General features: G+C 70.3%; 21 protein-coding genes and 2 tRNA genes. 8 read left to right on the top strand and 15 right to left on the bottom strand.

The window, feature by feature from the left end; all coding sequences use genetic code 11:
* Nucleotides 1-10: 10 nt before the first annotated feature.
* The 5 genes from Saso_RS18825 to Saso_RS18805 are packed head-to-tail and all read right to left on the bottom strand — an operon-like array spanning nucleotide 11 to nucleotide 3497.
* Nucleotides 11-1069 carry a class E sortase gene (locus tag Saso_RS18825; protein WP_189923620.1) on the bottom strand — a complete coding sequence of 353 codons (1059 nt, stop codon included), beginning with the start codon at nucleotides 1067-1069 and terminating at the stop codon, nucleotides 11-13.
* On the bottom strand, nucleotides 1066-1704 hold the full coding sequence (locus Saso_RS18820; RefSeq protein ID WP_189923622.1) for an aminodeoxychorismate/anthranilate synthase component II: 639 nt from the start codon (nucleotides 1702-1704) through the stop codon (nucleotides 1066-1068). The genes Saso_RS18825 and Saso_RS18820 overlap by 4 nt, the downstream gene beginning before the upstream one ends.
* Nucleotides 1701-1862, bottom strand: coding sequence for a hypothetical protein (locus Saso_RS18815; protein ID WP_020130626.1), 162 nt, complete (start codon nucleotides 1860-1862; stop codon nucleotides 1701-1703). Before Saso_RS18815 ends, Saso_RS18820 begins: the two co-directional genes overlap by 4 nt.
* 52 nt (nucleotides 1863-1914) lie before the next feature.
* The gene (locus tag Saso_RS18810; RefSeq protein ID WP_189923973.1) at nucleotides 1915-2604 is read right to left on the bottom strand and encodes a class E sortase; all 690 of its coding nucleotides are present in this window, start codon (nucleotides 2602-2604) and stop codon (nucleotides 1915-1917) included.
* A 32-nt stretch (nucleotides 2605-2636) separates the two neighbouring features.
* Nucleotides 2637-3497 carry a DUF881 domain-containing protein gene (locus Saso_RS18805; RefSeq protein ID WP_189923624.1) on the bottom strand — a complete coding sequence of 287 codons (861 nt, stop codon included), beginning with the start codon at nucleotides 3495-3497 and terminating at the stop codon, nucleotides 2637-2639.
* Between the two features lie 140 nt (nucleotides 3498-3637).
* On the opposite strand from Saso_RS18805, the gene crgA reads away from it, so the two are divergent.
* The gene (gene crgA, locus Saso_RS18800) at nucleotides 3638-3892 is read left to right on the top strand and encodes a cell division protein CrgA (RefSeq protein ID WP_069769324.1); all 255 of its coding nucleotides are present in this window, start codon (nucleotides 3638-3640) and stop codon (nucleotides 3890-3892) included.
* A gap of 275 nt (nucleotides 3893-4167) precedes the next feature.
* On the opposite strand, the gene Saso_RS18795 is transcribed toward crgA, so the two are convergent.
* Both Saso_RS18795 and Saso_RS18790 read right to left on the bottom strand, forming a co-directional pair.
* Nucleotides 4168-5067, bottom strand: a complete 900-nt coding sequence (locus Saso_RS18795; protein WP_189923626.1) for a rhomboid family intramembrane serine protease — start codon at nucleotides 5065-5067, stop codon at nucleotides 4168-4170.
* 206 nt (nucleotides 5068-5273) lie between these two features.
* On the bottom strand, nucleotides 5274-5807 hold the full coding sequence (locus tag Saso_RS18790; RefSeq protein ID WP_189923628.1) for a peptidylprolyl isomerase: 534 nt from the start codon (nucleotides 5805-5807) through the stop codon (nucleotides 5274-5276).
* Nucleotides 5808-6137: 330 nt separating this feature from the next.
* Between Saso_RS18790 and Saso_RS18785 the strand changes: the two genes are divergently transcribed.
* Entirely contained in the window at nucleotides 6138-6842 is a 705-nt protein-coding gene (locus Saso_RS18785) for a DUF5324 family protein (protein WP_189923629.1), read from the top strand.
* Nucleotides 6843-6917: 75 nt separating this feature from the next.
* Here Saso_RS18785 and Saso_RS18780 read toward each other — a convergent pair.
* A tRNA-Ala gene (locus tag Saso_RS18780) sits at nucleotides 6918-6990 on the bottom strand.
* Between the two features lie 181 nt (nucleotides 6991-7171).
* Between Saso_RS18780 and Saso_RS18775 the strand changes: the two genes are divergently transcribed.
* Both Saso_RS18775 and Saso_RS18770 read left to right on the top strand, forming a co-directional pair.
* Nucleotides 7172-7720, top strand: coding sequence for a helix-turn-helix domain-containing protein (locus Saso_RS18775; RefSeq protein ID WP_189923631.1), 549 nt, complete (start codon nucleotides 7172-7174; stop codon nucleotides 7718-7720).
* Nucleotides 7721-7887: 167 nt separating this feature from the next.
* Entirely contained in the window at nucleotides 7888-9921 is a 2034-nt protein-coding gene (locus tag Saso_RS18770; RefSeq protein ID WP_189923633.1) for a serine/threonine-protein kinase, read from the top strand.
* On the opposite strand, the gene Saso_RS18765 is transcribed toward Saso_RS18770, so the two are convergent.
* Together Saso_RS18765 and Saso_RS18760 are read right to left on the bottom strand one after the other, a co-directional pair.
* Entirely contained in the window at nucleotides 9885-11267 is a 1383-nt protein-coding gene (locus Saso_RS18765; protein ID WP_229901350.1) for a hypothetical protein, read from the bottom strand. The two genes, Saso_RS18770 and Saso_RS18765, sit on opposite strands and share 37 nt — an antisense overlap.
* Before the next feature lie 269 nt (nucleotides 11268-11536).
* The gene (locus Saso_RS18760; RefSeq protein WP_003999697.1) at nucleotides 11537-11665 is read right to left on the bottom strand and encodes a DLW-39 family protein; all 129 of its coding nucleotides are present in this window, start codon (nucleotides 11663-11665) and stop codon (nucleotides 11537-11539) included.
* A 349-nt stretch (nucleotides 11666-12014) separates the two neighbouring features.
* Between Saso_RS18760 and Saso_RS18755 the strand changes: the two genes are divergently transcribed.
* The 3 genes from Saso_RS18755 (at nucleotide 12015) to Saso_RS18745 (ending at nucleotide 13039) form a co-directional block, all read left to right on the top strand.
* Nucleotides 12015-12389: a DUF6344 domain-containing protein gene (locus Saso_RS18755; protein ID WP_189923636.1), complete on the top strand. Its 375-nt coding sequence runs from the start codon at nucleotides 12015-12017 to the stop codon at nucleotides 12387-12389.
* A gap of 165 nt (nucleotides 12390-12554) precedes the next feature.
* Nucleotides 12555-12788: a hypothetical protein gene (locus tag Saso_RS18750; protein WP_189923637.1), complete on the top strand. Its 234-nt coding sequence runs from the start codon at nucleotides 12555-12557 to the stop codon at nucleotides 12786-12788.
* The gene (locus tag Saso_RS18745; protein WP_189923638.1) at nucleotides 12785-13039 is read left to right on the top strand and encodes a hypothetical protein; all 255 of its coding nucleotides are present in this window, start codon (nucleotides 12785-12787) and stop codon (nucleotides 13037-13039) included. Before Saso_RS18750 ends, Saso_RS18745 begins: the two co-directional genes overlap by 4 nt.
* 135 nt (nucleotides 13040-13174) lie before the next feature.
* Here the strand turns inward: Saso_RS18745 and Saso_RS18740 are convergent, their stop codons facing one another.
* Nucleotides 13175-13972, bottom strand: coding sequence for a maleylpyruvate isomerase family mycothiol-dependent enzyme (locus Saso_RS18740; protein WP_189923639.1), 798 nt, complete (start codon nucleotides 13970-13972; stop codon nucleotides 13175-13177).
* 133 nt (nucleotides 13973-14105) lie between these two features.
* Here Saso_RS18740 and Saso_RS18735 point away from each other — a divergent pair, with 133 nt between their 5' ends.
* Nucleotides 14106-14516 carry a hypothetical protein gene (locus Saso_RS18735; protein WP_189923640.1) on the top strand — a complete coding sequence of 137 codons (411 nt, stop codon included), beginning with the start codon at nucleotides 14106-14108 and terminating at the stop codon, nucleotides 14514-14516.
* 105 nt (nucleotides 14517-14621) lie between these two features.
* On the opposite strand, the gene Saso_RS18730 is transcribed toward Saso_RS18735, so the two are convergent.
* The 4 genes from Saso_RS18730 to gyrB all read right to left on the bottom strand — a co-directional run bounded on the left by Saso_RS18730 (nucleotide 14622) and on the right by gyrB (nucleotide 20342).
* Nucleotides 14622-14695 (bottom strand) — tRNA-Ile (locus Saso_RS18730).
* 123 nt (nucleotides 14696-14818) lie between these two features.
* Nucleotides 14819-15604, bottom strand: a complete 786-nt coding sequence (locus Saso_RS18725; RefSeq protein ID WP_189923641.1) for a DUF3566 domain-containing protein — start codon at nucleotides 15602-15604, stop codon at nucleotides 14819-14821.
* 16 nt (nucleotides 15605-15620) lie between these two features.
* Nucleotides 15621-18215: a DNA gyrase subunit A gene (gene gyrA / locus Saso_RS18720; protein ID WP_189923642.1), complete on the bottom strand. Its 2595-nt coding sequence runs from the start codon at nucleotides 18213-18215 to the stop codon at nucleotides 15621-15623.
* Between the two features lie 42 nt (nucleotides 18216-18257).
* Nucleotides 18258-20342 carry a DNA topoisomerase (ATP-hydrolyzing) subunit B gene (gene gyrB, locus Saso_RS18715; protein ID WP_189923644.1) on the bottom strand — a complete coding sequence of 695 codons (2085 nt, stop codon included), beginning with the start codon at nucleotides 20340-20342 and terminating at the stop codon, nucleotides 18258-18260.
* Nucleotides 20343-20569: the final 227 nt, after the last annotated feature.

Genomic DNA, 20569 nt, shown 5'->3' with positions numbered 1-20569 from the left:
ACTGCGTTACCTACTCGACGAGCGCATCCGGCTTGCCCTTGCTGCGCGGCCGTTCCTCGACCATCTTGCCCCAGACGATCAAGCGGTACTTGCTGGTGAATTCCGGCGTGCAGGTGGTGAGGGTGATGTACCGGCCCGGCCCGGTGAAGCCGGAACCCGGCGGCACGGGATCGAGGACGCTCGTGTTGCTGGGCGCCGTCACCGGCAGCGAGGACGCCATCTTGTAGACGAAGTACTCGTCCTGCGTCTCGACCACGATGTCGTCGCCCGGCTGGAGCCTGTTGATGTAGCGGAACGGCTCGCCGTGCGTGTTGCGGTGCCCCGCGAGACCGAAGTTGCCGGTCTTCGCGTCGGGCATCGCCGTCGTCAGCGGGCTCTCGCCGTAGTGCCCGACCATGCCCTTGTCGAGCACCTTCTTGTTGCTGACGCCCTCGGCGATCGGCACCACCACGTCCAGCTTGGGGATGTGCAGCAGGGCGAAGCCCTGACCCGGCGAGAAGACACCGGGGGCGCCCTTGCCGCTCGCCCAGTCGTTCTGGAGGCTGCTCGCCTCCTTGTCGGCCTGCGCGTGCGCCCGCACGTTCGTCCACCACAGCTGGTAGGTGACGAACAGCAGCATCAGCACGCCCGTGGTGATGAACACCTCGCCGACCGCCCGGCTGACGACCACCCCGGCGCTCGGCTTGCGCGCCCGCTGCCGGCGGCGCGCCTCGACACGGGACAGCGGCCGCTCGCCCTGTGACGGGGCGTCGGCCCCGTTGTACGACTCGCCCGGGTCACCCGGACCGCCGTGACGGCCGTGACGGCCCTTGGCCGCCTTTCTGCGGGCCGCGCGCCCTCCGGCCGGTGTTCCAGGGGCAGGCGGGGCCGCGGAGGCGCCAGAGGCGGCTGTGCGGCCGTTCCCGGCGAACGCGTCGGGCGACGGTATGCGCAGCGCCACCGTCTCGTCGTCGAGCGGCGGCCGGTACGGCTCGGCCGCGTGGGGGGCGACTCCGTAGGCGTCACCGCCGAAGGACTCGTACGGCGCGGTGCCGTACGAGTCCTCGCGCTCCGGGCGCAGGGCGGTCACGCCGTGGCCCTGCCCACCACCGGGGCGAGCCCCGCCGACCTCGCCACCGCGCCCTGGTCGCCGCACTCCGTCAGCCAGTTGGCCAGCATCCGGTGCCCGTGCTCGGTCAGCACCGACTCCGGGTGGAACTGGACTCCCTCGACGGGCAGTTCACGGTGACGCAGGCCCATGATGATCCCGTCGTGGGTGCGGGCCGTGACCTCGAGCTCGGAGGGGACCGTCGCCGGCTCGGCGGCCAGCGAGTGGTAGCGGGTCGCCGTGAAGGGGGTCGGCAGACCCGCGAACACGCCCCGGCCCTCGTGCTCGACCAGCGAGGTCTTGCCGTGCAGCAGCTCCGGCGCGCGGTCCACGACCCCGCCGTAGGCCACCTGCATCGACTGCATGCCCAGGCAGACACCGAAGACGGGGACGCCGGTGGCCGCGCAGTGCCGGACCATCTCGACGCAGACGCCGGCCTCCTCGGGCGTACCGGGCCCGGGGGAGAGCAGGACGCCGTCGAAACCGTCCTGGGCGTGCGCCGTCGACACCTCGTCGTTGCGCAGGACCTCGCACTCGGCGCCCAGCTGGTACAGGTACTGGACCAGGTTGAAGACGAAGCTGTCGTAGTTGTCGACGACGAGAATGCGCGCGCTCACTGGTTGTCCACCGTCACATCGTTGAAGGGAAGCAGCGGTTCGGCCCAAGGGAAGACGTACTGGAACAGCGCGTAGACCACGGCCACGACCAGCATGATCGAGATCAGCGCCTTGACCCACGCGTTTCCCGGCAGATGCCGCCAGATCCAGCCGTACATGCCGTCCCTTCCGTCGCATCACGGCACCTGACTCACGCCGTACGCCACCAGACTAACGGCGCAGGGCCCTCGGTTCGCCTGCCTCCACGGGCTGCGTGGAGTCCAGGTGCGCCCAGACGATCAGCCGGTGACTGTGCCCCCATTCCGGATCGCACGTGGTCAACGTCAGGTACCGGCCCGGACGCGTATACCCCGACTTACGTGGCACAGCGTCGATCACCTCGACGTCCGAGGGAACGGTTTTGTAGGGCCCTTTGTCTATTCGATAGGTGAACCACGTCGTGCCGTCGGTCAGCACCACCGCGTCCCCCCGCCTGAGCTCGGGAAAGTCCTTGAAGGGGTCGCCGTAGGTACGGCGGTGGCCCGCGACGGAGAAGTTCCCGCTCTGCCCGAGCCGCGCGGTGCCCGCGTAGTGCCCGAGACCCTTCTTGAGGGTGCCGGTGGCGGTCCCCTCCAGCACGGGTTTGTTCCACGTGGAACCGAGGCGCGGGATGTACATCACCGCGAAGGGCCTGCCGCTGCGGTACGGCGCCGGCGGCGCGGAGGCGTTCTCGCCCGGGGCGGCGCCGGTGCCGGGGCTCACGCTCTGCCGGTCCCACCGGTCGTGGAGTTCGTCGATCTGGTCGCCCATGACGCGGTCGGCCTGCACACCGGTCCAGAACAGCACGTAGACGACGAAGAGGACGATGACGGCGCCCACGGTGACGCACAGCTCGCTGAACGTCCTGACGACGACCCGCACCGACACAGGCGCCCCCCGGCGGCCGCTCTCCGCTACTCCACAGGCTTGGCGTAATGCAGGTCCACTGTGCCCGAGTAGCCCGGCAGGGTCACCGTCCCGTCCTCGGTGACTTTCCAGCCGAGCCCGTAGACGTTGACGTAGACCATGTAGTTCTGGATCGACGGGGCCTCCGCGAGCGCCTGCTGGAGCTTCTCCGGGTCGCCGACCGCCTGGATCTTGTACGGCGGCGAGTAGACACGGCCCTGGAGGATCAGGGTGTTGCCGACGCAGCGCACGGCGCTCGTGGAGATCAGCCGCTGGTCCATGACCTTGATGCCCTGGGCGCCGCCCTGCCAGAGCGCGTTCACCACGGCCTGGAGGTCCTGCTGGTGGATGACCAGGTAGTCGGGCTGGGGCTCGGGGTAGCCGGGGAGCTTGGCGGTGGCGTCGGGCGGGGCGTCGTTGAGGGTGACCGTGATGGCCCGGCCCTTGACCTTCTGCGTCCCGGCGTTCTTCTCCAGTCCGGCGAGCTTGTCGTCCTGGGCGCGGGTGCTGCCGTCGTCGGCCTCGGCCAGTGACTCCACGTCGTCGCGCAGGGCGCCGTTCGTCTCGTCCAGTTCGCCGTTCTTCTGGCTGCGCTCCTGGATGAGGTCGGAGAGCTTCAGCAAGGAGGCGTCGGTGCGGATGTTGGTGCCCTTGGCCGTGGTGAAGCTGGTGAAGAAGAGCAGACCGGCGAGGGCGAAGACACCCACGGTGAGCACCCGCACGGGCCGGAAACCGCCACGGCGATCACCGGAAACGGGGGCGGGGACGGCCCGGGAGGCGGCCGGGGAGGGCTCCGGAGCGGAATCGGGGGCGGGATCCGGTGCGGAACCCGTTGTACCCGTGCGGGGGGAGTCGGCAGAATTGCTCAACGTACCCTTATCTCCTTCGGCGCCGTAGAAGCACTACGCTAACGGACGCCCGGGGGAGCCTCTCGGTCCCCTGGTACGCAGCCCCCGAGCCCGACCCAGCACCTGCGCGGCCACGCAGCGCATCGACAGGAGAGACCCTCGTGCCGAAGTCACGTATCCGCAAGAAGGCCGACTACACGCCGCCTCCGGCGAAGCAGGCGACCGCCATCAAGCTGAACAGCCGTGCCTGGGTCGCGCCCGTGATGCTGGCGATGTTCCTCATCGGGCTCGCCTGGATCGTGGTCTTCTACGTGACGGACGGCTCGCTGCCCATCGACCAGCTGGACAACTGGAACATCGTCGTGGGCTTCGGGTTCATCGCGGCCGGGTTCGGCGTCTCCACGCAGTGGAAGTAGCGGCTCCGGCCGCCGGGGCGGCGCTGGGCCGAGCAGCTCTGCCCAGGGTTATCCCCTGAGTTATCCACAGCAGTTTTCCACATGGGGAAAAGAAAGACGATCTGTGGATAACTCATCGAAGGTTGACGCCGGTGTGACCTAACTACCGGTGGCCACCCTCAGTCGAAAAGATGTTCGCCCCCTGTCTGACCTGCATAAACGCAGGTAGGTGACAGGGGGCTCATCTGTTCCCGCACGTTGTGCACAAGATTCGCCACAGACTGTGGACAACGCGCTCAGGTGAGCTGGACGGTCCTCAGGAGCGTCACGATCACGACCACGGCCAGCACCAGCGCACAGGTCCCGAACTGCACCAGGGCCCGGCGCTCCCGGGGGGCGTGCACCATGCCGATACCGATGAGGACACCGGCGACCAGACCGCCGATGTGCGCCTGCCAGGAGATGCCGCTCCACCCGAACGTGATGACCAGGTTGATCACCAGCAGGGCGATGACGGGCCGCATGTCGTAGCGCTGCCGGCGCACCAGCACGGCGAGCGCGCCGAACAGACCGAAGATGGCGCCGGAGGCGCCGAGCGAGGCCTGGTTCGGCTCGGCCAGCAGATAGCTCAGGGCGCTGCCGGCGAGACCGGAGACCAGGTACAGAGCCAGGAAGCGGACACGGCCGAGCGCCGCTTCCAGCGGGCCGCCGATCCACCACAGGCTGAGCATGTTGGACAGGATGTGGATGTAGCTGGCGTGCAGGAACATCGAGGTCAGCAGCCGGTACCACTGCCCTTCGGCCACCCCTTGGATCTCGCCCAGCCCCAGGGCGGGCATGATCGCGCGGCCGATGAGGTCGAAGCGGTCGGTGAAGGTGTCGCCGAGGGCCTGCTGGAGGAGGAACACCGCCAGGTTGAGACCGATGAGGACCTTGGTGACCAGGTGCGGATCGGCGGTGACCGCGCCGCCCGCGAGCGTGCGCGGCATCGACGCGTCCGGCGCGTGGCCGGTGCCGGAGCCCTCGCGGACGCAGGACGGGCACTGGAAACCGACGGAGGCGCTGACCATGCACTCGGGGCAGATCGGGCGTTCGCAGCGGGTGCAGCGGATGCCGGTCTCCCGGTCCGGGTGCCGGTAGCAGACGGGCAGGCCGCTCTGCGCGTCGTCCTGCCGGCTGCCAGGCGCCTGGTCCATGGGCTCCCCCAGTGAAGTCGTGCGAGTCGAGTCGGTGGAATGGAACCGCCCTGCTCATCCTTACGGACGGGCAGGGCGTTTGGTTCCCGGTGGTTCGTCCGGTTCGGGGGGTCCGCCGCGGTCGTGACGTCGGCCCCCGAGGGCATCGTGCGGCCCCCGCGGGTCCGCGCGCGTCGGCTCGCGCGGCTCCTCCCTCTTCGGCCTCGTCAGCCCTTGCGGCTCTCCACGACGACCGACTCGATGACGACGTCCTTCAGGGGACGCTCGGTGCGCGGGTTGGTCGGCAGGGCCGCGATGGCGTCCACCACCTTCTGGGCGGCCGGGTCGGTGACCTCGCCGAAGATGGTGTGCTTGCGGTTCAGCCAGGCCGTGGGGGAGACGGTGATGAAGAACTGCGAGCCGTTGGTACCCGGGCCGGAGTTCGCCATGGCCAGCAGGTAGGGCCGGTCGAAGCGCAGGTCGGGGTGGAACTCGTCCGCGAACTGGTAGCCGGGGTCGCCAGTCCCGTTGCCGAGCGGGTCGCCGCCCTGGATCATGAAACCGCTGATCACGCGGTGGAAGACCGTGCCGTCGTACAGCTTGTCCCTGGACCGCACGCCGGTCCCGGGGTTGACCCACTCCCGCTCGCCGGTGGCGAGTTCGACGAAGTTGCGGACCGTCTTCGGGGCGTGGTCCGGGAAGAGCCGGATCACGATGTCGCCGTGGTTGGTCTTCAGGGTGGCGTACAGCTGCTCGGCCACGGTCTGCCTTCCGTTGTCTCTCTGTGACTCCCAGATCCTCGCACGGCCGCGGTCGGGTTCCGGCCGACGAGCGTTGCGGCGCCGGATACGACGGAACGGGTCCGGAAATGCACTCGACCCGGCCGGGACAGGAGCGGGCGGGCCCGATCCGTGGCATCGTCGGCTTTGTCGCCCTGAAGACCCTCTGTTGCCATTGCCCCCATCCATCCCCTATCGCATGTGATCAGCACCCGGATGCCCGTCCGCACATGCCGCTGAAGGCATTGACAGGCATGATCCGTAAAAGGGTGGAAAGTCGAATTACCGTACGCCACCGAGGAGGAGGAACCCGTGACCCGCATCGACAGCGTGCGCGCCGCGACCGGCTCGGCGAGGGACAGCGTGCTGCACGCCGCGGAAGTGGTGGCGCCCTACGCCGACACGGCCAAGGAACGGGCCGCGCTCTACGCGCACGAAGCCCGTGTACGGCTCGCGCCCAAGGTGTCGCAGGCCGCAGAGCAGGCCCGCGTGCAGTATGACGCCCACGTCGCCCCGCGTCTGGAACAGGCGAAGACCCATGTCCCGCCGAAGGTCGACCTGGCCGCCCAGGAAGCGGCCGCCCGCACCCGGCAGGCCGCTCGGCAGGCGGCCGACTACTCCAGGCCGAAGATCGAGCAGGCGGTCGCCGCGGCCGGTCCCGTGAAGGACGAGGCCGCCGCCCGCGGCGCCGCCGCACTGGCCGCGCTGCGCGGTCAGGTGACGCCCAAGGAGATCGAGAAGCTGGTGCGCAAGCACCGGCGCCGCGCCAAGGCGGGCAAGCTCGCCCGGGCGCTGGCCGTGCTCGGTGTCGTCGCCGGCGGCACCTACGCGGCCTGGAAGTGGTGGGACAAGCAGGCCAACCCGGACTGGCTGGTGGAGCCGCCGGCCGCCACGGAGGTTCCCGCCTCGGGTGGTCTCACCTCGGTGGACGGCAGCGCCGACCCGTCGGTGCTGGACCCCGAGGTCCAGGCCAAGGAGGCCGAGGAGGAGGCCGCGAACCGCGACGACCGCAGCTGAGCGGCCCGGCGCCCGCACCTCACGAAGAAGACCCCTCCCACCTGCGGAAGAGCAGGTGGGAGGGGTCTTCTCGCGTGGAGCCTAGGGGAGTCGAACCCCTGACATCTGCCATGCAAAGACAGCGCTCTACCAACTGAGCTAAGGCCCCGCAAGGGACATCCGGCCGGAAGAACCTCCTACCGCCGGGCGCCGCAGACCAGAGTACCGGGTCACCGGGGGTATCTCGCAAAAAGATTGGGGGTCCCCGCGGATGACCACTCTCCGTAAGATGCTCGGACGTGGTTCGCTACAGCGAACCGCGGTTTCTGGGGAAGCGATGGGGAGACGCAATGGACGCCGCACAGCAGGAAGCGACCGCGAGAGCGCGGGAACTGCAGCGGAACTGGTACGGGGAGCCGCTGGGGGCGCTCTTCCGTAAGCTCATCGACGATCTTGGCCTCAACCAGGCTCGTCTCGCGGGGGTGCTGGGACTGTCGGCGCCGATGCTGTCGCAGCTGATGAGCGGTCAGCGGGCGAAGATCGGCAACCCGGCGGTGGTGCAGCGGGTGCAGCTGCTCCAGGAGTTGGCGGCGCAGGTCGCGGACGGCAGCGTCAGCGCCGCCGAGGCGACGGAACGCATGGACGAGATCAAGCGGTCCCAGGGGGGCTCGGTGCTCAACAACACCACGCAGACGACGAGCAGTTCGGGGGCGCCCACGGTCAAGCGGGTCGTCCGCGAGATCCAGTCGCTGCTGCGCTCGGTGGCGGCCGCCGGCGACATCATCGACGCCGCCGACACTCTCGCCCCGACCCACCCGGAACTGGCAGAGTTCCTCCGGGTGTACGGCGCCGGCCGTACCTCGGACGCCGTCACGCATTACCAGTCCCACCAGAACTGAGCCCTCGTCCCGGTCGCCGGAGGGGGTTCGGCAACCGGGGAGGACGGCGGCGGTACGGGGGCGGCGCGACGCGGCGGCACACGGGGGCGGGGCCGTATCGCTCGTCGCGGGGGGGGCAGCAGAGGGGCAGACCCTGGCGCTACGAGGGGGAGGAGCGGCGCACAGTCATGGGTGAGGTCTTCGCCGGACGGTACGAACTGGCCGACCCGATCGGGCGCGGGGGCGTCGGCGCGGTGTGGCGTGCCTGGGACCACCGCAGACGCCGTTACGTGGCCGCGAAGGTGCTTCAGCAGCGGGACGCCCACGCGCTGCTGCGTTTCGTCCGCGAGCAGGCGTTACGGATCGATCACCCGCATGTGCTCGCGCCCGCCAGCTGGGCCGCCGACGACGACAAGGTCCTGTTCACCATGGACCTCGTGGCCGGCGGTTCGCTGGTCCATCTCGTGGGCGACTACGGGCCGTTGCCCCCGGGCTTCGTGTGCACGCTCCTCGACCAGCTGCTCTCCGGGCTGACCGCGGTCCACGCGGAGGGTGTCGTGCACCGCGACATCAAGCCCGCCAACATCCTTCTGGAGGCCACCGGGACGGCCCGGCCCCGCCTCAGGCTCTCCGACTTCGGCATCGCGATGCGGCTGGGCGAACCGCGGCTGACCGAGACCAACCTCGTCGTGGGGACGCCCGGTTACCTCGCGCCCGAGCAGATGATGGGCGCCGATCCCGACTTCCCCGCCGACCTGTTCGCCGTCGGCCTGGTCGCGCTGTACCTGCTGGAGGGCGCCAAACCGGACGCCAAGGCGCTCGTCCAGTACTTCGCGGAGCACGGGACGCCGCGCGCTCCCAAGAGTGTTCCCGAGCCGCTGTGGCAGGTGGTCGCCACGCTCCTCCAGCCGGATCCGCAGGCACGTTTCCGCACGGCCACGGGGGCGCGCAAGGCGCTCGCGGCGGCCGTGGAGCTGCTGCCCGAGCCGGGTCCGGACGACGAGCTGATCGAGATCTTCGACCAACTCGGGCCGCTGCCGGGCGGTTTCGGCCCCGACGGCCCGCCGAGGCGCCGGCTCCCGGGTACGCCCGGCTCCCGTCTCTCCGAGCCGCCCGGTGCCCGGCCCCCGCACGAGCGGGCCTTCCCGGGCGCCCCGTCCGACCAGGACTTCCCAGGACCCCCGTCCGGCCAGGACTTCCCTGTTACCCCGCCCGAGGCGGTCGCCGATCGCCCGGACCACGTCTTCGAGCAGGCCGCCCCCCGTGCCCCCCACGATCCGGGGCTCGCGCACCTCCCGCCCGGGGGCGGCCACCCGCCCGGCGCCTTCGGGCAGCCCGCTCCCCACCCACCGCACCCCTCGGGCCTCCCCGACGCCACGGGCGTACCCGGCTCTCCGGGTCACACCGGCACCCCGGCCGGGGCGGGCCACCCTGCCGACTCGGGCCGCCCGGACAGTGTGCGGCGGGCGACCGACGCGGGCCTCACCGGCGCTCCGGGCCACCCGGACGGCGCGCCGCGGCCGACCGGTACGGGAGCGACACGTGATCCGCGCCGCCCGGACGCCCCGCCCGGACCGGGCGGTCCGGGGACCGGCTCGCTGCCGGCCCGGCCGGACGTGGCCCCCCGTACCGTCCGCCCGGACACCGGAGGGCTCCCTTCCGGACCGTCCGTGTCCGCCGGGGCCGCCCTTCCGGGCAGGGACGACCTGCCCTCACGGCCCGATGCGACGCCCACGCCCTTCCCTTCCATGTCGGACACCGGCAGCTTCCACCTGCCGCCCCCGCGGCCGGCCGGGGACGCCACCCCCTCCGACGCGACCCCCTCCGACGTCACGCCCTCCCGAGCCGCGGCACCGCCGCCCCCGGCCCCGCGTCCCCCCGCGTACGCGCCCTCCCCCGCTCCGCAGGGGGTGTCGCCGTACGAGCCGACGTTCGTGCTGCCGACCCGTGAGCGGCCGGGCGAGAGGTCGTCCACCGCGTCGTACACGGCCCAGGACCCGCACACGCCTCACACGCCCCAGCCGTCTCATGCCTCTCAGATCCCTCAGGCTCCCCAGACCTTTCAGGCGTCCGGCGCCGCGCCGGTTCCGCGGGCCGGGCGGCGAGGGCATCGGGCCGCCCGCCGGGTGCGTCCCGGTCCCCCGGCCAAGGTGACGCTGCCCCTGCTCCTCCTCGCGCTGGTCTGCTACGCGGTGGGGTTCTGGGCGTTGACGCGCATCTGAGCCGCGGCCCTGCGCCGGGCGGCCAGCGTCCATACCCCGAGCACCGTGAGCAGCAGACTCCCGGTGCCGATGCCGCCGACGGCGACCGCCTTCATCGCCTGGTCGTCACCGGGCCTGCCCGCGCCCGGCGCGCCGCCCAGTGCCGTCCGGCCGGCCGCCGAGGGCACGGGGTCCGGCGTGCCGACGTCGAAGAAGCCGCGCGGCACCGACTGCCGGGCGTACCCGGGAGCCGCCTGGCTGCTGCCGCCGACCCGGACCCGCAGGGTCAGCCCGTACGGTCCTTCGCCGAAACGGTCCGCCACCTGCCCGGCGAGGTGCACCACGAGGTAGTACGCGCCGGCGAACCGCAGGGACTCGGTCGGATCGGTGGGGGCGTACCGGTTGGCGTACCTGACGGGCGGGACCGGTGGCAGGGCGGCCGACTTCTGGCTGCCGCCGTAGCCGATGCTCGCGTCCTGGACGTCGGCCCGCACCGGGTTGTACAGCGTCAGGTCCAGGGCGTCGACGACGTACCCCGCGTTCTTCCGCGCGCTGCCCAGGTCGACGGTGGCGGAGAGCTGGCGCCCCCAGTCGAGGGGCACCTTGTAGAAGAGCGTCTGCCCGGGGACGATCTCGTCGCTCCAGACGCCCTGCTCCACCGCGGCCGCCTCGGCGAAGCCCGCCCCGCCCCGGACGGGCTCCGGTTCGGCGACGGGAGGCGTGGGCGTCGCGGAGTCCCAGGTCCCGGGGCCGTCGGGGACACCCGTGGCGGCCGCCTTCGCCAGCGGCGCTTCGGAGACGGGGGCGAGTTCGAGCTCCCAGGGGTCGGCGCCGGAGACGTCGTCCCCCGTGCGCTCGACGACGACGTAGTAGGTGCCGGACTTCTGGCACAGGCCCTTGCCCGGCCGCAGTTCCCGCGCGCCCCAGGCGGTGAGCGGCTGCGGGCTCCGGGAGGACCCGACGGTCACGGAGTCGGAGGAGCACCTGGTGCTGTCGGCGTCCTGCACGGAGACGCTGATCCCGTCGCCGACGGCGAGCGTGGCGCCCGCGCGCGGGACGGCGGTGACGGAGACGTAGACGTTCGACGAGCCGTCGAGCTCGAGCCGGTAATAGGCCCGAGGCCCGTCCCCCTGCCCCTGCCCCTGCCCCTGCCCCTGAGCTGCGCCGTCGCCGTCGGCTTCGCCGTCGGACCGGCCCGGGTCGGGGAGGGAGCTGCGGTAGGTCGCCCCGGGTTCGAGGCGCACGGCGCCCGTGGTGCCCGTGGCCGCCGGGGCGCTGCGGACGTCGTCGGCGAAGGCGTACACGGGGACGTCCGGCGCGGCCACGGCCGCGGGGACGCTCGACACCGCAGCCGCCACTGCGAGCACCGCTCCCACGGCCGTGCCACGCGTGACGGCCCGCCACGCGCCTGCTGCGCGCCCCGTACGTGCCGCGCGCCCCGTCCGCCGGGCCATCGACCCCGCCCCCTCGCCTTCGACCGAACGTGGGCCATCCTGCCCGCCACGCGCGCGTGGCACCCCCGCATTCCGTACGAGCGTCCGAAAAGCCCGCCTCTAACCGCGGTCCGCAGGATGCGCAACACAAAACCCCGACCGCTGACGGCGGCCGGGGTCTGTTCAGTCTTCGGTATCGGTACTCACGAACCCGTGGGCACGGAGTCGGTCGCCTCCGTCCACAGATCCTGCTCGGCGCGATCCGCCTGGATCTGGCGGTACACAAGGAGCCCGCCGATGGCGGCCAGTGCGACCAGGAGAAGCTTCTTCACCGCGCGACCTCGTCTTTCCTTGACGTAGGGGACCTCTGGCGCCCGACTATACACACCGACCGATATCGATCGGTGACCTGCGTCCGCCCCTCAACTCCCGTCTTCGCGAGCGCAGTAGGACCGGTTCGCACCACTCGGACCGGAGGGTGATCAGGTCCTGACCGACGGTGACTTTTGCCCGTCCTCATCACTTCTGATCCGCTCTTCTGCTCTTTTGATGAGCTTTGAGGCCATCCGGGTGGTGTTCATCGGAACAACGCCACACCGCGAGCGTCGGTCCACCACTTCGCGTCGTCCATACACATCATGAGGAAAGTACGCAAATCGCCCAACCCGAAAGTGAGGGGCCATGCCCGAGAACCGGCTCATGAAGCTGTGGACCGTCGTCGTCACCGCCTTCCTCGCGCTGTGCACGGCGCTCGGACTCGTCACCACGACCGCCGGCCCCGCGGCCGCGCAGAGCGTCCCGGCGAGCCGGACCGAGAGCGCCGAGCCCGCGGACACGACGGCGTGGCCGGCGGCCCCGTCCCCCTGGCTGCGGACACAGGCCCGCTCACTACCCCCCACGATGAAGCAGCGCATCCGCGCCGAGGCGCACGGCAAGTCCCCGAGCTGCCGCCACCGCGGCCTCCCCGACACCGAGGCCGCCGAAGCCGCCGAGCACGCGTCGACCCTGTGCGAGCCCGCGGACCCGGCCGAACCGGCCGTCCCCCTCCAGCGCTGAACCCCGGCACGTCACGTGCCGCCTCCCCCGACGTAACGGCGAACTTGCGTACAGCCCGCACGAGCAGGCCCGGCAGCTCCCCCGGAGCAACCGGGCCTTCGCCATGTCCGGCCGCCCCGGCGGTTCGGATGGCGCAGAAAATCGAACACATGATTGAATTTCGTCATGCGACGGTTCCCCGACGATCTCGTCCGAGCACAGCAGCAGTGGAGCGCCACCTACCGGCAGCTCGCCGCCAGGCCCGGTCGCACCGAGCTGCGGCGACGGCTGCACCGGCTGTCCGTCCAGGTGTTCTTCCATCCGTACTGGCAGCGACAGCGACCCAGCCCGTCCGCGTGGTGGGAACTGCGGCACCTGGAAAGCCCGTCGACGGACACACGCGGACGGCTCACCGGATGACCTACCCCTGCGACGACCCCGCCGGCCCGCCCGGACCGAGGCGCGTGGTCGTGCTCCCGCCCTCCCCCGCGGGCGGGCGACGCGTCCGCGTGGACGGCGAGATCCTGGGCCGGGCCCACGGCGTCGCCGACGTCGCGGAGTTCCTCCGGCGCGCCGGGCTGGAGATCGACCCGTCGGACATAGCGGATTCCCCCTGGATCGACTGGCGCGGCACCGACCCCGACCACTGGCACCCCGAACCGGACGGCTGACACGACGCCGTCCCGCCCCGCACCCGCAACAGCGCGGGGGCGTGGAGGACTTGAGGACACGCTGTCGGGGCTGCCGGTGTCAGGCGAGGCAGGCGGCTCCGGCGCGGTTTGCTTCACCGCGCTGCCGCAGCCGTCCTACTCCTCCGGTTCCCATGCGCGGAGCAGGTCGAAGAGGCCCGTGTCTCCCTCGACCTCCAGGGAGTCCGCCGGGATGCGGTCGTACACGAAGAGGACCAGCTCACCGGCCGTGCCGCGGACGGAGACGCCGGGCGCGACCGGGGCCTCGCCGGCAGGGACGGCGGGTGTCGTGCCGGGTGCGGGGACACGGGTGGTGCGGGCGCCGTCGCCGTCGACCGTGAGGCGCCAGGAGTGGCCCTCGGTGGCGTGGAAGTCGAAGGCGGTGGGCTTGTGCGGCCAGGCACTCGTCGTGGCGACGCAGGTGAACAGGAACTCCTCGACACCGTCGAGTGCCACCTCGGCCGGCAGCGGCTGCGGGGCGCCCGCGGTGAGCTGGGCGTCGTAGGTGTGCACCGCCAGCTGCTGGAGCTGGTGGCGGGCGACGGCGCCACAGGTCTGCGGTGACTGGGAAGCGGCCCACCACGTCCAGCAGCCGCGGTCCGGGCCTGCCTTGCGCAGGGCGTCCACCAGTTGCTCCGTGGACTCCGCCAGCCAGGCCGACAGTGCCTCGCGCTCCCGCGGCGCATCGGTGGCGCCGTCCGCCGAGGATTTGGCCGGCGCAGGCCCCGCGGCGACGGTGGCGGCCCAGGAGCGGCGCCCCTCGCCGATGTGCTGCGCCAGGTCGAACAGCGTCCACTCGGGGCAGGTCGGCACCTGCACGTCGAGGCCGGGGGCGGAGGCGACCGCGGCGCGGAAGGCGCTCGACCGTTCGTCGATCAGCCGCAGCAGCACGGGGAATTCGAGTGTCGTCGTCACCCGCACTCTCTATCACCACCGTTCGGCGACCGGACAGCGATTTTCCCCGCCCCGCCGCCGATGCCGGCCGCGGACGACCGGGCGGCAGACACCGCCTGCGGTGCAGGTCGGAGCGTGTGCGAGCATGCAGCCCGTGACCATCACCTCCAGATCATCTTTCGGCAGCACGGCTCCGCTCTTCCGCTGGGCAGCCGCCATCCGCAAGGCCCCCGTCAGCTCGGCGAAGGACGTTGCCGACTTCCACCAGGGCGTCGAACTCCGGCTGCGCGCGCTGTTCGTCACGCCGGACAGCAGGGTCAAGGCGCAGTGGGGCGAGTTGCGCCTGTCGAACTCCGCGGACGCCCGGTGGAAAGCCAAGCTCGGCCAGGACGCCCTGACGATCCCGCTGGCCACCACCACCATCGCCCCCGCGGCCAAGCACAAGTCCATGGGCACCGCCGGATTCGATCTCACGCTCGCCGACGGACGCGTGCAGCGCATGAGGGTCTATGCCGGAGACGCCGCCCTGGTCGACGCCGTGTTCGGCAAGACCGTCGGGGTCTGAACCCGATGACCGGCTGACGGCTGACGGCCGCCGTCAGCCGCCCTTGGTGTCGGCGATGCATGTCAGAAGGCCCCCGGACCGATGGTCCGGGGGCCTTCTCGCATGTGGGGCTAACAGGATTTGAACCTGTGGCCTCATCCTTATCAGGGATGCGCTCTAACCAACTGAGCTATAGCCCCGCCGCGCTCTGCGGTGTGTGTCCCGCGCGCTGACTCCTGAAGATTAGCGCACGACCTGCGCAGTCCCAAAATCGATAGTCGCGGGACGCTCGGCAGGCCGGGGAGCCGCTGCGGCGGCCGTGGTCACTCGTCCTCGGCGAGGGTCAGCTCGACGCCGCCGACGAAGCCCGCGGAGAGGTTGTAGATGAACGCGCCGAGCGTCGCGAGCGCGGTCGCGAGGACGACGTCGATGACCGCGATGATCGACGTGAACATCAGGACGTGGGGGAGCGACAGGAACGACTGGAGGTCGAAGCCGTTCGACTCGTTGGAGCCGGTCGCCTCCGAGATCGTCCCGCCGACCGTCGAGAAGACGCCCATCGCGTCCATGACCATCCACAGCATGGCGGCCGCGACGATCGTGCAGATGCCGAGCGCGATGGAGAGCAGGAAGCTGACCTTCATCACCGACCAGGGATCGGCCTTCGCCACCCGCAGCCGCGCCTTGCGCACGCGGGGCGTGGTGCGCGCACCGGTCCGCGGCCGCCGCACGGTGCCCGTGGCGGTCGGCGAGGCGGCCGCCTGCGCCGGGTAGGCCTGCGGCGGGTGGTAGGGCCCGGCGGGCTGCTGCGGCTGCCGTTCGCCGGGCAGCGGCGACGTCTCCTGCTTGGCCTGCGTGCCTCGGGTTTCCGTCACGGTTTCCCCCTGGGATCCCTTCGATCCTTGTGTGGTCGAGGGTGCGGGCGAGTCGGCCGCAGGGGCCTTGATGGCCTTCAGCTGGGTCGTGTGGGTGTCCGCCGCACGTCCCTCGGCGCCCCCCGCGCCTCGCGCGTCGGTCGTACGCGCGTCCCCCGTCGACGCGGCGGAGCCACGGCCGCCGCCGTTCTTACCCGTACCGGCAGACGTACCGGCGCCCGTGGCTCCGCTCACGTTGACTCACTCCTCGCTACTCGGCCGAGGGCGACTCACCCTCGTCCGTGCCGGTGGTCGTGGCTGCCTCGGCGGACTCGTCCACGGCGTCCTCGCCGTCGACCTCCTCCGCCTCCCGCCCCGCCTCGGCGTTACGTGCGATACCGACGACGGCATCGCGCTTGCCCAGGTTGATCAGTTGGACGCCCATGGTGTCACGGCCCGTCTCCCTGACCTCGTTGACTCGCGTACGAATCACACCGCCGGACAGCGTGATGGCGAGGATCTCGTCGGTCTCCTCGACCACCAGCGCGCCGACGAGAGAACCGCGGTCCTCCACGATCTTGGCGGCCTTGATGCCGAGGCCGCCGCGACCCTGGACGCGGTACTCGTCGACGGCGGTCCGCTTCGCGTACCCGCCGTCCGTGGCAGTGAACACGAACGTACCGGGTCGAACAACATTCATCGAGAGCAGCTGGTCCCCCTCGCGGAAGCTCATGCCCTTGACGCCCGAGGTCGCACGGCCCATGGGCCGCAGGGACTCGTCCGTCGCCGTGAACCTGATCGACTGTGCCTTCTTGCTGATCAGAAGCAGATCGTCGTCCGCCGAGACGAGTTCGGCTCCGATCAGTTCGTCGTCGGAACCGTCCTCCGTCTCACGGAGGTTGATCGCGATGACACCGCCGGCACGCGGCGAATCGTAATCCTTCAGAGGCGTCTTCTTGACCAGGCCGCCCTTGGTCGCCAGGACCAGGTACGGCGCCGCCTCGTAGTCGCGGATCGCGAGGATCTCGGCGATCGCCTCGTCCGGCTGGAAGGCCAGCAGGTTCGCGACGTGCTGGCCGCGCGCGTCACGGCCCGCGTCGGGCAGCTCGTACGCCTTCGCGCGGTAGACGCGGCCCTTGTTGGTGAAGAACAGCAGCCAGTGGTGGGTGGTGGAGACGAAGAAGTGGTCGACGATGTCGTCCTCCTTCAGCTTCGCCCCGCGCACCCCCTTGCCGCCGCGCTTCTGGGAGCGGTAGTCGTCCGTCTTCGTGCGCTTGACGTAGCCACCGCGCGAGATGGTGACGACGATGTCCTCCTCGGCGATCAGGTCCTCGATGGACATGTCACCGTCGTAGGGCACCAGCATCGTCTTGCGGTCGTCGCCGTACTTCTCGACGATCGCGGCCAGTTCCTCGCTCACGATGCCGCGCTGACGCAGCGGCGAGGCCAGGATCGCGTTGTACTCCGTGATCTTCGCCTGGAGCTCGTCGTGCTCCTGGATGATCTTCTGGCGCTCCAGGGCGGCCAGCCGGCGCAGCTGCATCTCGAGGATGGCGTTCGCCTGGATCTCGTCGATCTCCAGGAGGTCCATCAGGCCCGTGCGCGCGATGTCGACGGTGTCGCTGCGCCGGATCAGCGCGATGACCTCGTCGATGGCGTCCAGGGCCTTCAGCAGACCACGCAGGATGTGCGCCCGCTCCTCGGCCTTGCGCAGCCGGAAACGCGTCCGGCGGACGATGACCTCGATCTGGTGCGTCACCCAGTGGCGGATGAACGCGTCCAGCGAGAGCGTGCGCGGGACCCCGTCGACCAGGGCCAGCATGTTGGCGCCGAAGTTCGACTGGAGGTCGGTGTGCTTGTACAGGTTGTTCAGGACGACCTTGGCGACCGCGTCCCGCTTCAGGACGATGACCAGGCGCTGGCCCGTGCGCGACGACGTCTCGTCACGGACGTCGGCGATACCGCCGATCTTGCCGTCCTTCACCAGGTCGGCGATCTTCTGCGCCAGGTTGTCCGGGTTGACCTGGTAGGGCAGCTCCGTGACCACCAGGCACTGGCGGTTCTGGATCTCCTCGACCTCGACGACCGCGCGCATCGTGATGGAGCCGCGGCCCGTGCGGTACGCCTCCTCGATGCCCTTGCGGCCGACGACGAGGGCACCGGTCGGGAAGTCGGGGCCCTTGATGCGCTCGATGAGGGCGTCCAGCAGCTCCTCGTGCGAGGCGTCCGGGTTCTCCAGGTACCACTGGGCGCCCGACGCGACCTCGCGCAGGTTGTGCGAGGGGATGTTGGTCGCCATGCCGACGGCGATACCGGCCGAGCCGTTGATCAGCAGGTTCGGGAACCGGGCCGGCAGGACGGTCGGCTCCTGGGAGCGGCCGTCGTAGTTGTCCGTGAAGTCGACGGTCTCCTCGTCGATGTCGCGGACCATCTCCATGGACAGCGGCATCATCTTGCACTCGGTGTACCGCATGGCGGCCGCCGGGTCGTTGCCGGGAGAGCCGAAGTTGCCGTTGGAGTCCACCAGCGGCATCCGCATCGACCACGGCTGCGCGAGACGGACCAGCGCGTCGTAGATCGAGGAGTCGCCGTGCGGGTGGTAGTTGCCCATGACGTCGCCGACGACGCGGGCGCACTTGTAGAAGCCCTTCTCGGGCCGGTAGCCGCCGTCGTACATGGCGTACAGGACGCGCCGGTGGACGGGCTTGAGGCCGTCCCTGACGTCCGGCAGGGCACGCGAGACGATGACGGACATCGCGTAGTCGAGGTAGGAGCGCTGCATCTCCGTCTCGAGCCCGACGGGCTCGATCCGCATCGCGAGGTCGCCGCCCTCTTCAGGCGTGACGGGAGTGTTCTCGTCGGTCATTGCTGGAAAGAATCCTTTCTGACGCGGTCAGCTGAGACCGACTCAGATGTCGAGGAACCGGACGTCCTTGGCGTTGCGCTGGATGAAGGCACGGCGCGCCTCGACGTCCTCGCCCATCAGGACCGAGAACAGGTCGTCCGCCTGGGCGGCGTCGTCGAGGGTGACCTGGCCGAGGACGCGGTGCTCCTGGTCCATCGTCGTGATGCGCAGCTCCTCGGCGTTCATCTCGCCGAGACCCTTGAAGCGCTGGATCGAGTCCTCGCGCACCCGCTTGCCGCGCTGACGGCCCATCTCGAGCAGCGCGTCGCGCTCACGGTCCGAGTACGCGTACTCGATGTCCTCACGGCCCCACTTGATCTTGTACAGCGGGGGGCGGGACAAGAACACGTGCCCGGCCTCGACCAGCGGCCGCATGAAGCGGAACAGGAAGGTCAGCAGCAGGGTGTTGATGTGCTGGCCGTCGACGTCGGCGTCCGCCATCAGGATGATCTTGTGATAACGGAGCTTGGAGATGTCGAAGTCCTCGTGCACACCGGTGCCGAAGGCGGAGATCAGCGCCTGGATCTCCTGGTTCTGGAGGATCTTGTCGATCCGCGCCTTCTCGACGTTGAGGATCTTGCCCCGGATCGGGAGGATCGCCTGGTACTGCGGGTTGCGGCCGGACTTGGCCGAACCGCCGGCGGAGTCGCCCTCGACGATGAAGATCTCGCACTTGGTGGGGTCGTTCGACTGGCAGTCGGAGAGCTTGCCCGGCAGGGACGCCGACTCCAGCAGACCCTTGCGGCGGGTCAGGTCACGGGCCTTGCGGGCCGCCACACGCGCGGTGGCCGCCTGGATGCCCTTGCGGACGATGTCCGCCGCCTCCACCGGGTTGCGGTCCAGCCAGTCGTTGAGGTGCTCGTAGACCGCCTTCTGGACGAAGGTCTTCGCCTCCGTGTTGCCCAGCTTGGTCTTGGTCTGGCCCTCGAACTGCGGCTCGCTCAGCTTCACCGAGATGATCGCGGTCAGACCCTCGCGGATGTCGTCACCCGTGAGGTTGTCGTCCTTCTCGCGCAGCAGCTTCTTGTCCCGCGCGTACTTGTTGACCAGGTTCGTCAACGCCGCGCGGAAGCCCTCCTCGTGCGTGCCGCCCTCGTGCGTGTGGATGATGTTGGCGAAGGAGTACACACCCTCGCTGTAACCGCTGTTCCACTGCATGGCGACTTCGAGGGAGAGGCTCTTCTCCTTGTCCTCCGCCTCGAGGTCGATCACGGTCGGGTGCACCGCTTCGCCCTTGCGGGAGTTGAGGTACTTCACGAAGTCGACGATGCCGCCCTCGTAGTGGTACGTGACGGTCTTGACCTCGTCCTTCTCGTCCGCACCCGCCTCGTCCGCCCCGGCGGTGGCCTTGGCCGACTCGCGCTCGTCGGTGAGCCTGATCGTCAGGCCCTTGTTGAGGAACGCCATCTCCTGGAAACGCCGGGAGAGCGTCTCGAAGGAGTACTCCGTGGTCTCGAAGATGTCGGCGTCGGCCCAGAAGGTGACCGCCGTGCCCGTCTCGTCCGTGGCCTCGTGCTTGACCAGCGGGGCCGTCGGCACGCCCATCTTGTAGTCCTGCGTGTGCCGGTGGCCGTCGGTCTTGACCTCGACCGCGACCTTGCTCGACAGGGCGTTCACCACCGAGACGCCCACGCCGTGCAGACCGCCGGAGACCGCGTAGCCGCCGCCGCCGAACTTGCCGCCCGCGTGCAGCACGGTGAGCACGACCTCCAGGGCCGGCTTGCCCTCGGACGCCACGATGCCGACGGGGATGCCGCGGCCGTTGTCGACGACACGGACGCCGCCGTCGGCCAGGATCGTCACGTCGATGGTGTCCGCGTGCCCGGCCAGCGCCTCGTCGACCGAGTTGTCGACGACCTCGTACACGAGGTGGTGCAGACCGCGCTCACCGGTGGAGCCGATGTACATACCGGGTCGCTTGCGGACCGCGTCCAGACCCTCGAGGACGGTAATGGCGCTGGCGTCGTACGAGGAGGTGACCTCGCTGCCCGAGGCGCTTGCCTCGCCGCTGACGCCGGCGTCGGTGGACGGGATGTTCTCGTTGGGGTTGCCGGAATCGGCCACGAAGCGCCCTTTCTGGCACAGCACCAGCCAGGCTCGTCGGCAGGTTGCCGGAGCGGCTGCGGCATGTTGCGTTGGTAAGCCTTGATCAGCGTTGCTCAGCTTCTCCCGGGCGGTCCCCACGTTCGGGGCGGGATTGGCTTCCAGTCTACCGGTAGCACTGACACTGATGGGGGTTTGCCGGTACCTGAGTCCGCATGTGCCGCCCTCAACCGGTCTCTTCCGGGTCCCGATATGCGGAAGGGGGCTCCAAG

This window comes from Streptomyces asoensis (assembly GCF_016860545.1).
Lineage (GTDB): Bacteria > Actinomycetota > Actinomycetes > Streptomycetales > Streptomycetaceae > Streptomyces > Streptomyces asoensis.
This window is presented reverse-complemented; position numbering and strand designations above follow the sequence as displayed.

What these genes read in the sequence shown, in the direction of transcription:
- Saso_RS18770 (WP_189923633.1), top strand. Translation starts at nt 7,888, where the DNA reads ATGGGTGAGGTCTTCGCCGGACGGTACGAACTGGCCGACCCGATCGGG.
- Saso_RS18750 (WP_189923637.1), top strand. Translation starts at nt 12,555, where the DNA reads ATGCGACGGTTCCCCGACGATCTCGTCCGAGCACAGCAGCAGTGGAGC.
- Saso_RS18745 (WP_189923638.1), top strand. Translation starts at nt 12,785, where the DNA reads ATGACCTACCCCTGCGACGACCCCGCCGGCCCGCCCGGACCGAGGCGC.
- gyrA (WP_189923642.1), bottom strand. Translation starts at nt 18,215, where the DNA reads ATGACCGACGAGAACACTCCCGTCACGCCTGAAGAGGGCGGCGACCTC.
- Saso_RS18815 (WP_020130626.1), bottom strand. Translation starts at nt 1,862, where the DNA reads ATGTACGGCTGGATCTGGCGGCATCTGCCGGGAAACGCGTGGGTCAAG.
- Saso_RS18775 (WP_189923631.1), top strand. Translation starts at nt 7,172, where the DNA reads ATGGACGCCGCACAGCAGGAAGCGACCGCGAGAGCGCGGGAACTGCAG.
- Saso_RS18795 (WP_189923626.1), bottom strand. Translation starts at nt 5,067, where the DNA reads ATGGACCAGGCGCCTGGCAGCCGGCAGGACGACGCGCAGAGCGGCCTG.
- Saso_RS18755 (WP_189923636.1), top strand. Translation starts at nt 12,015, where the DNA reads ATGCCCGAGAACCGGCTCATGAAGCTGTGGACCGTCGTCGTCACCGCC.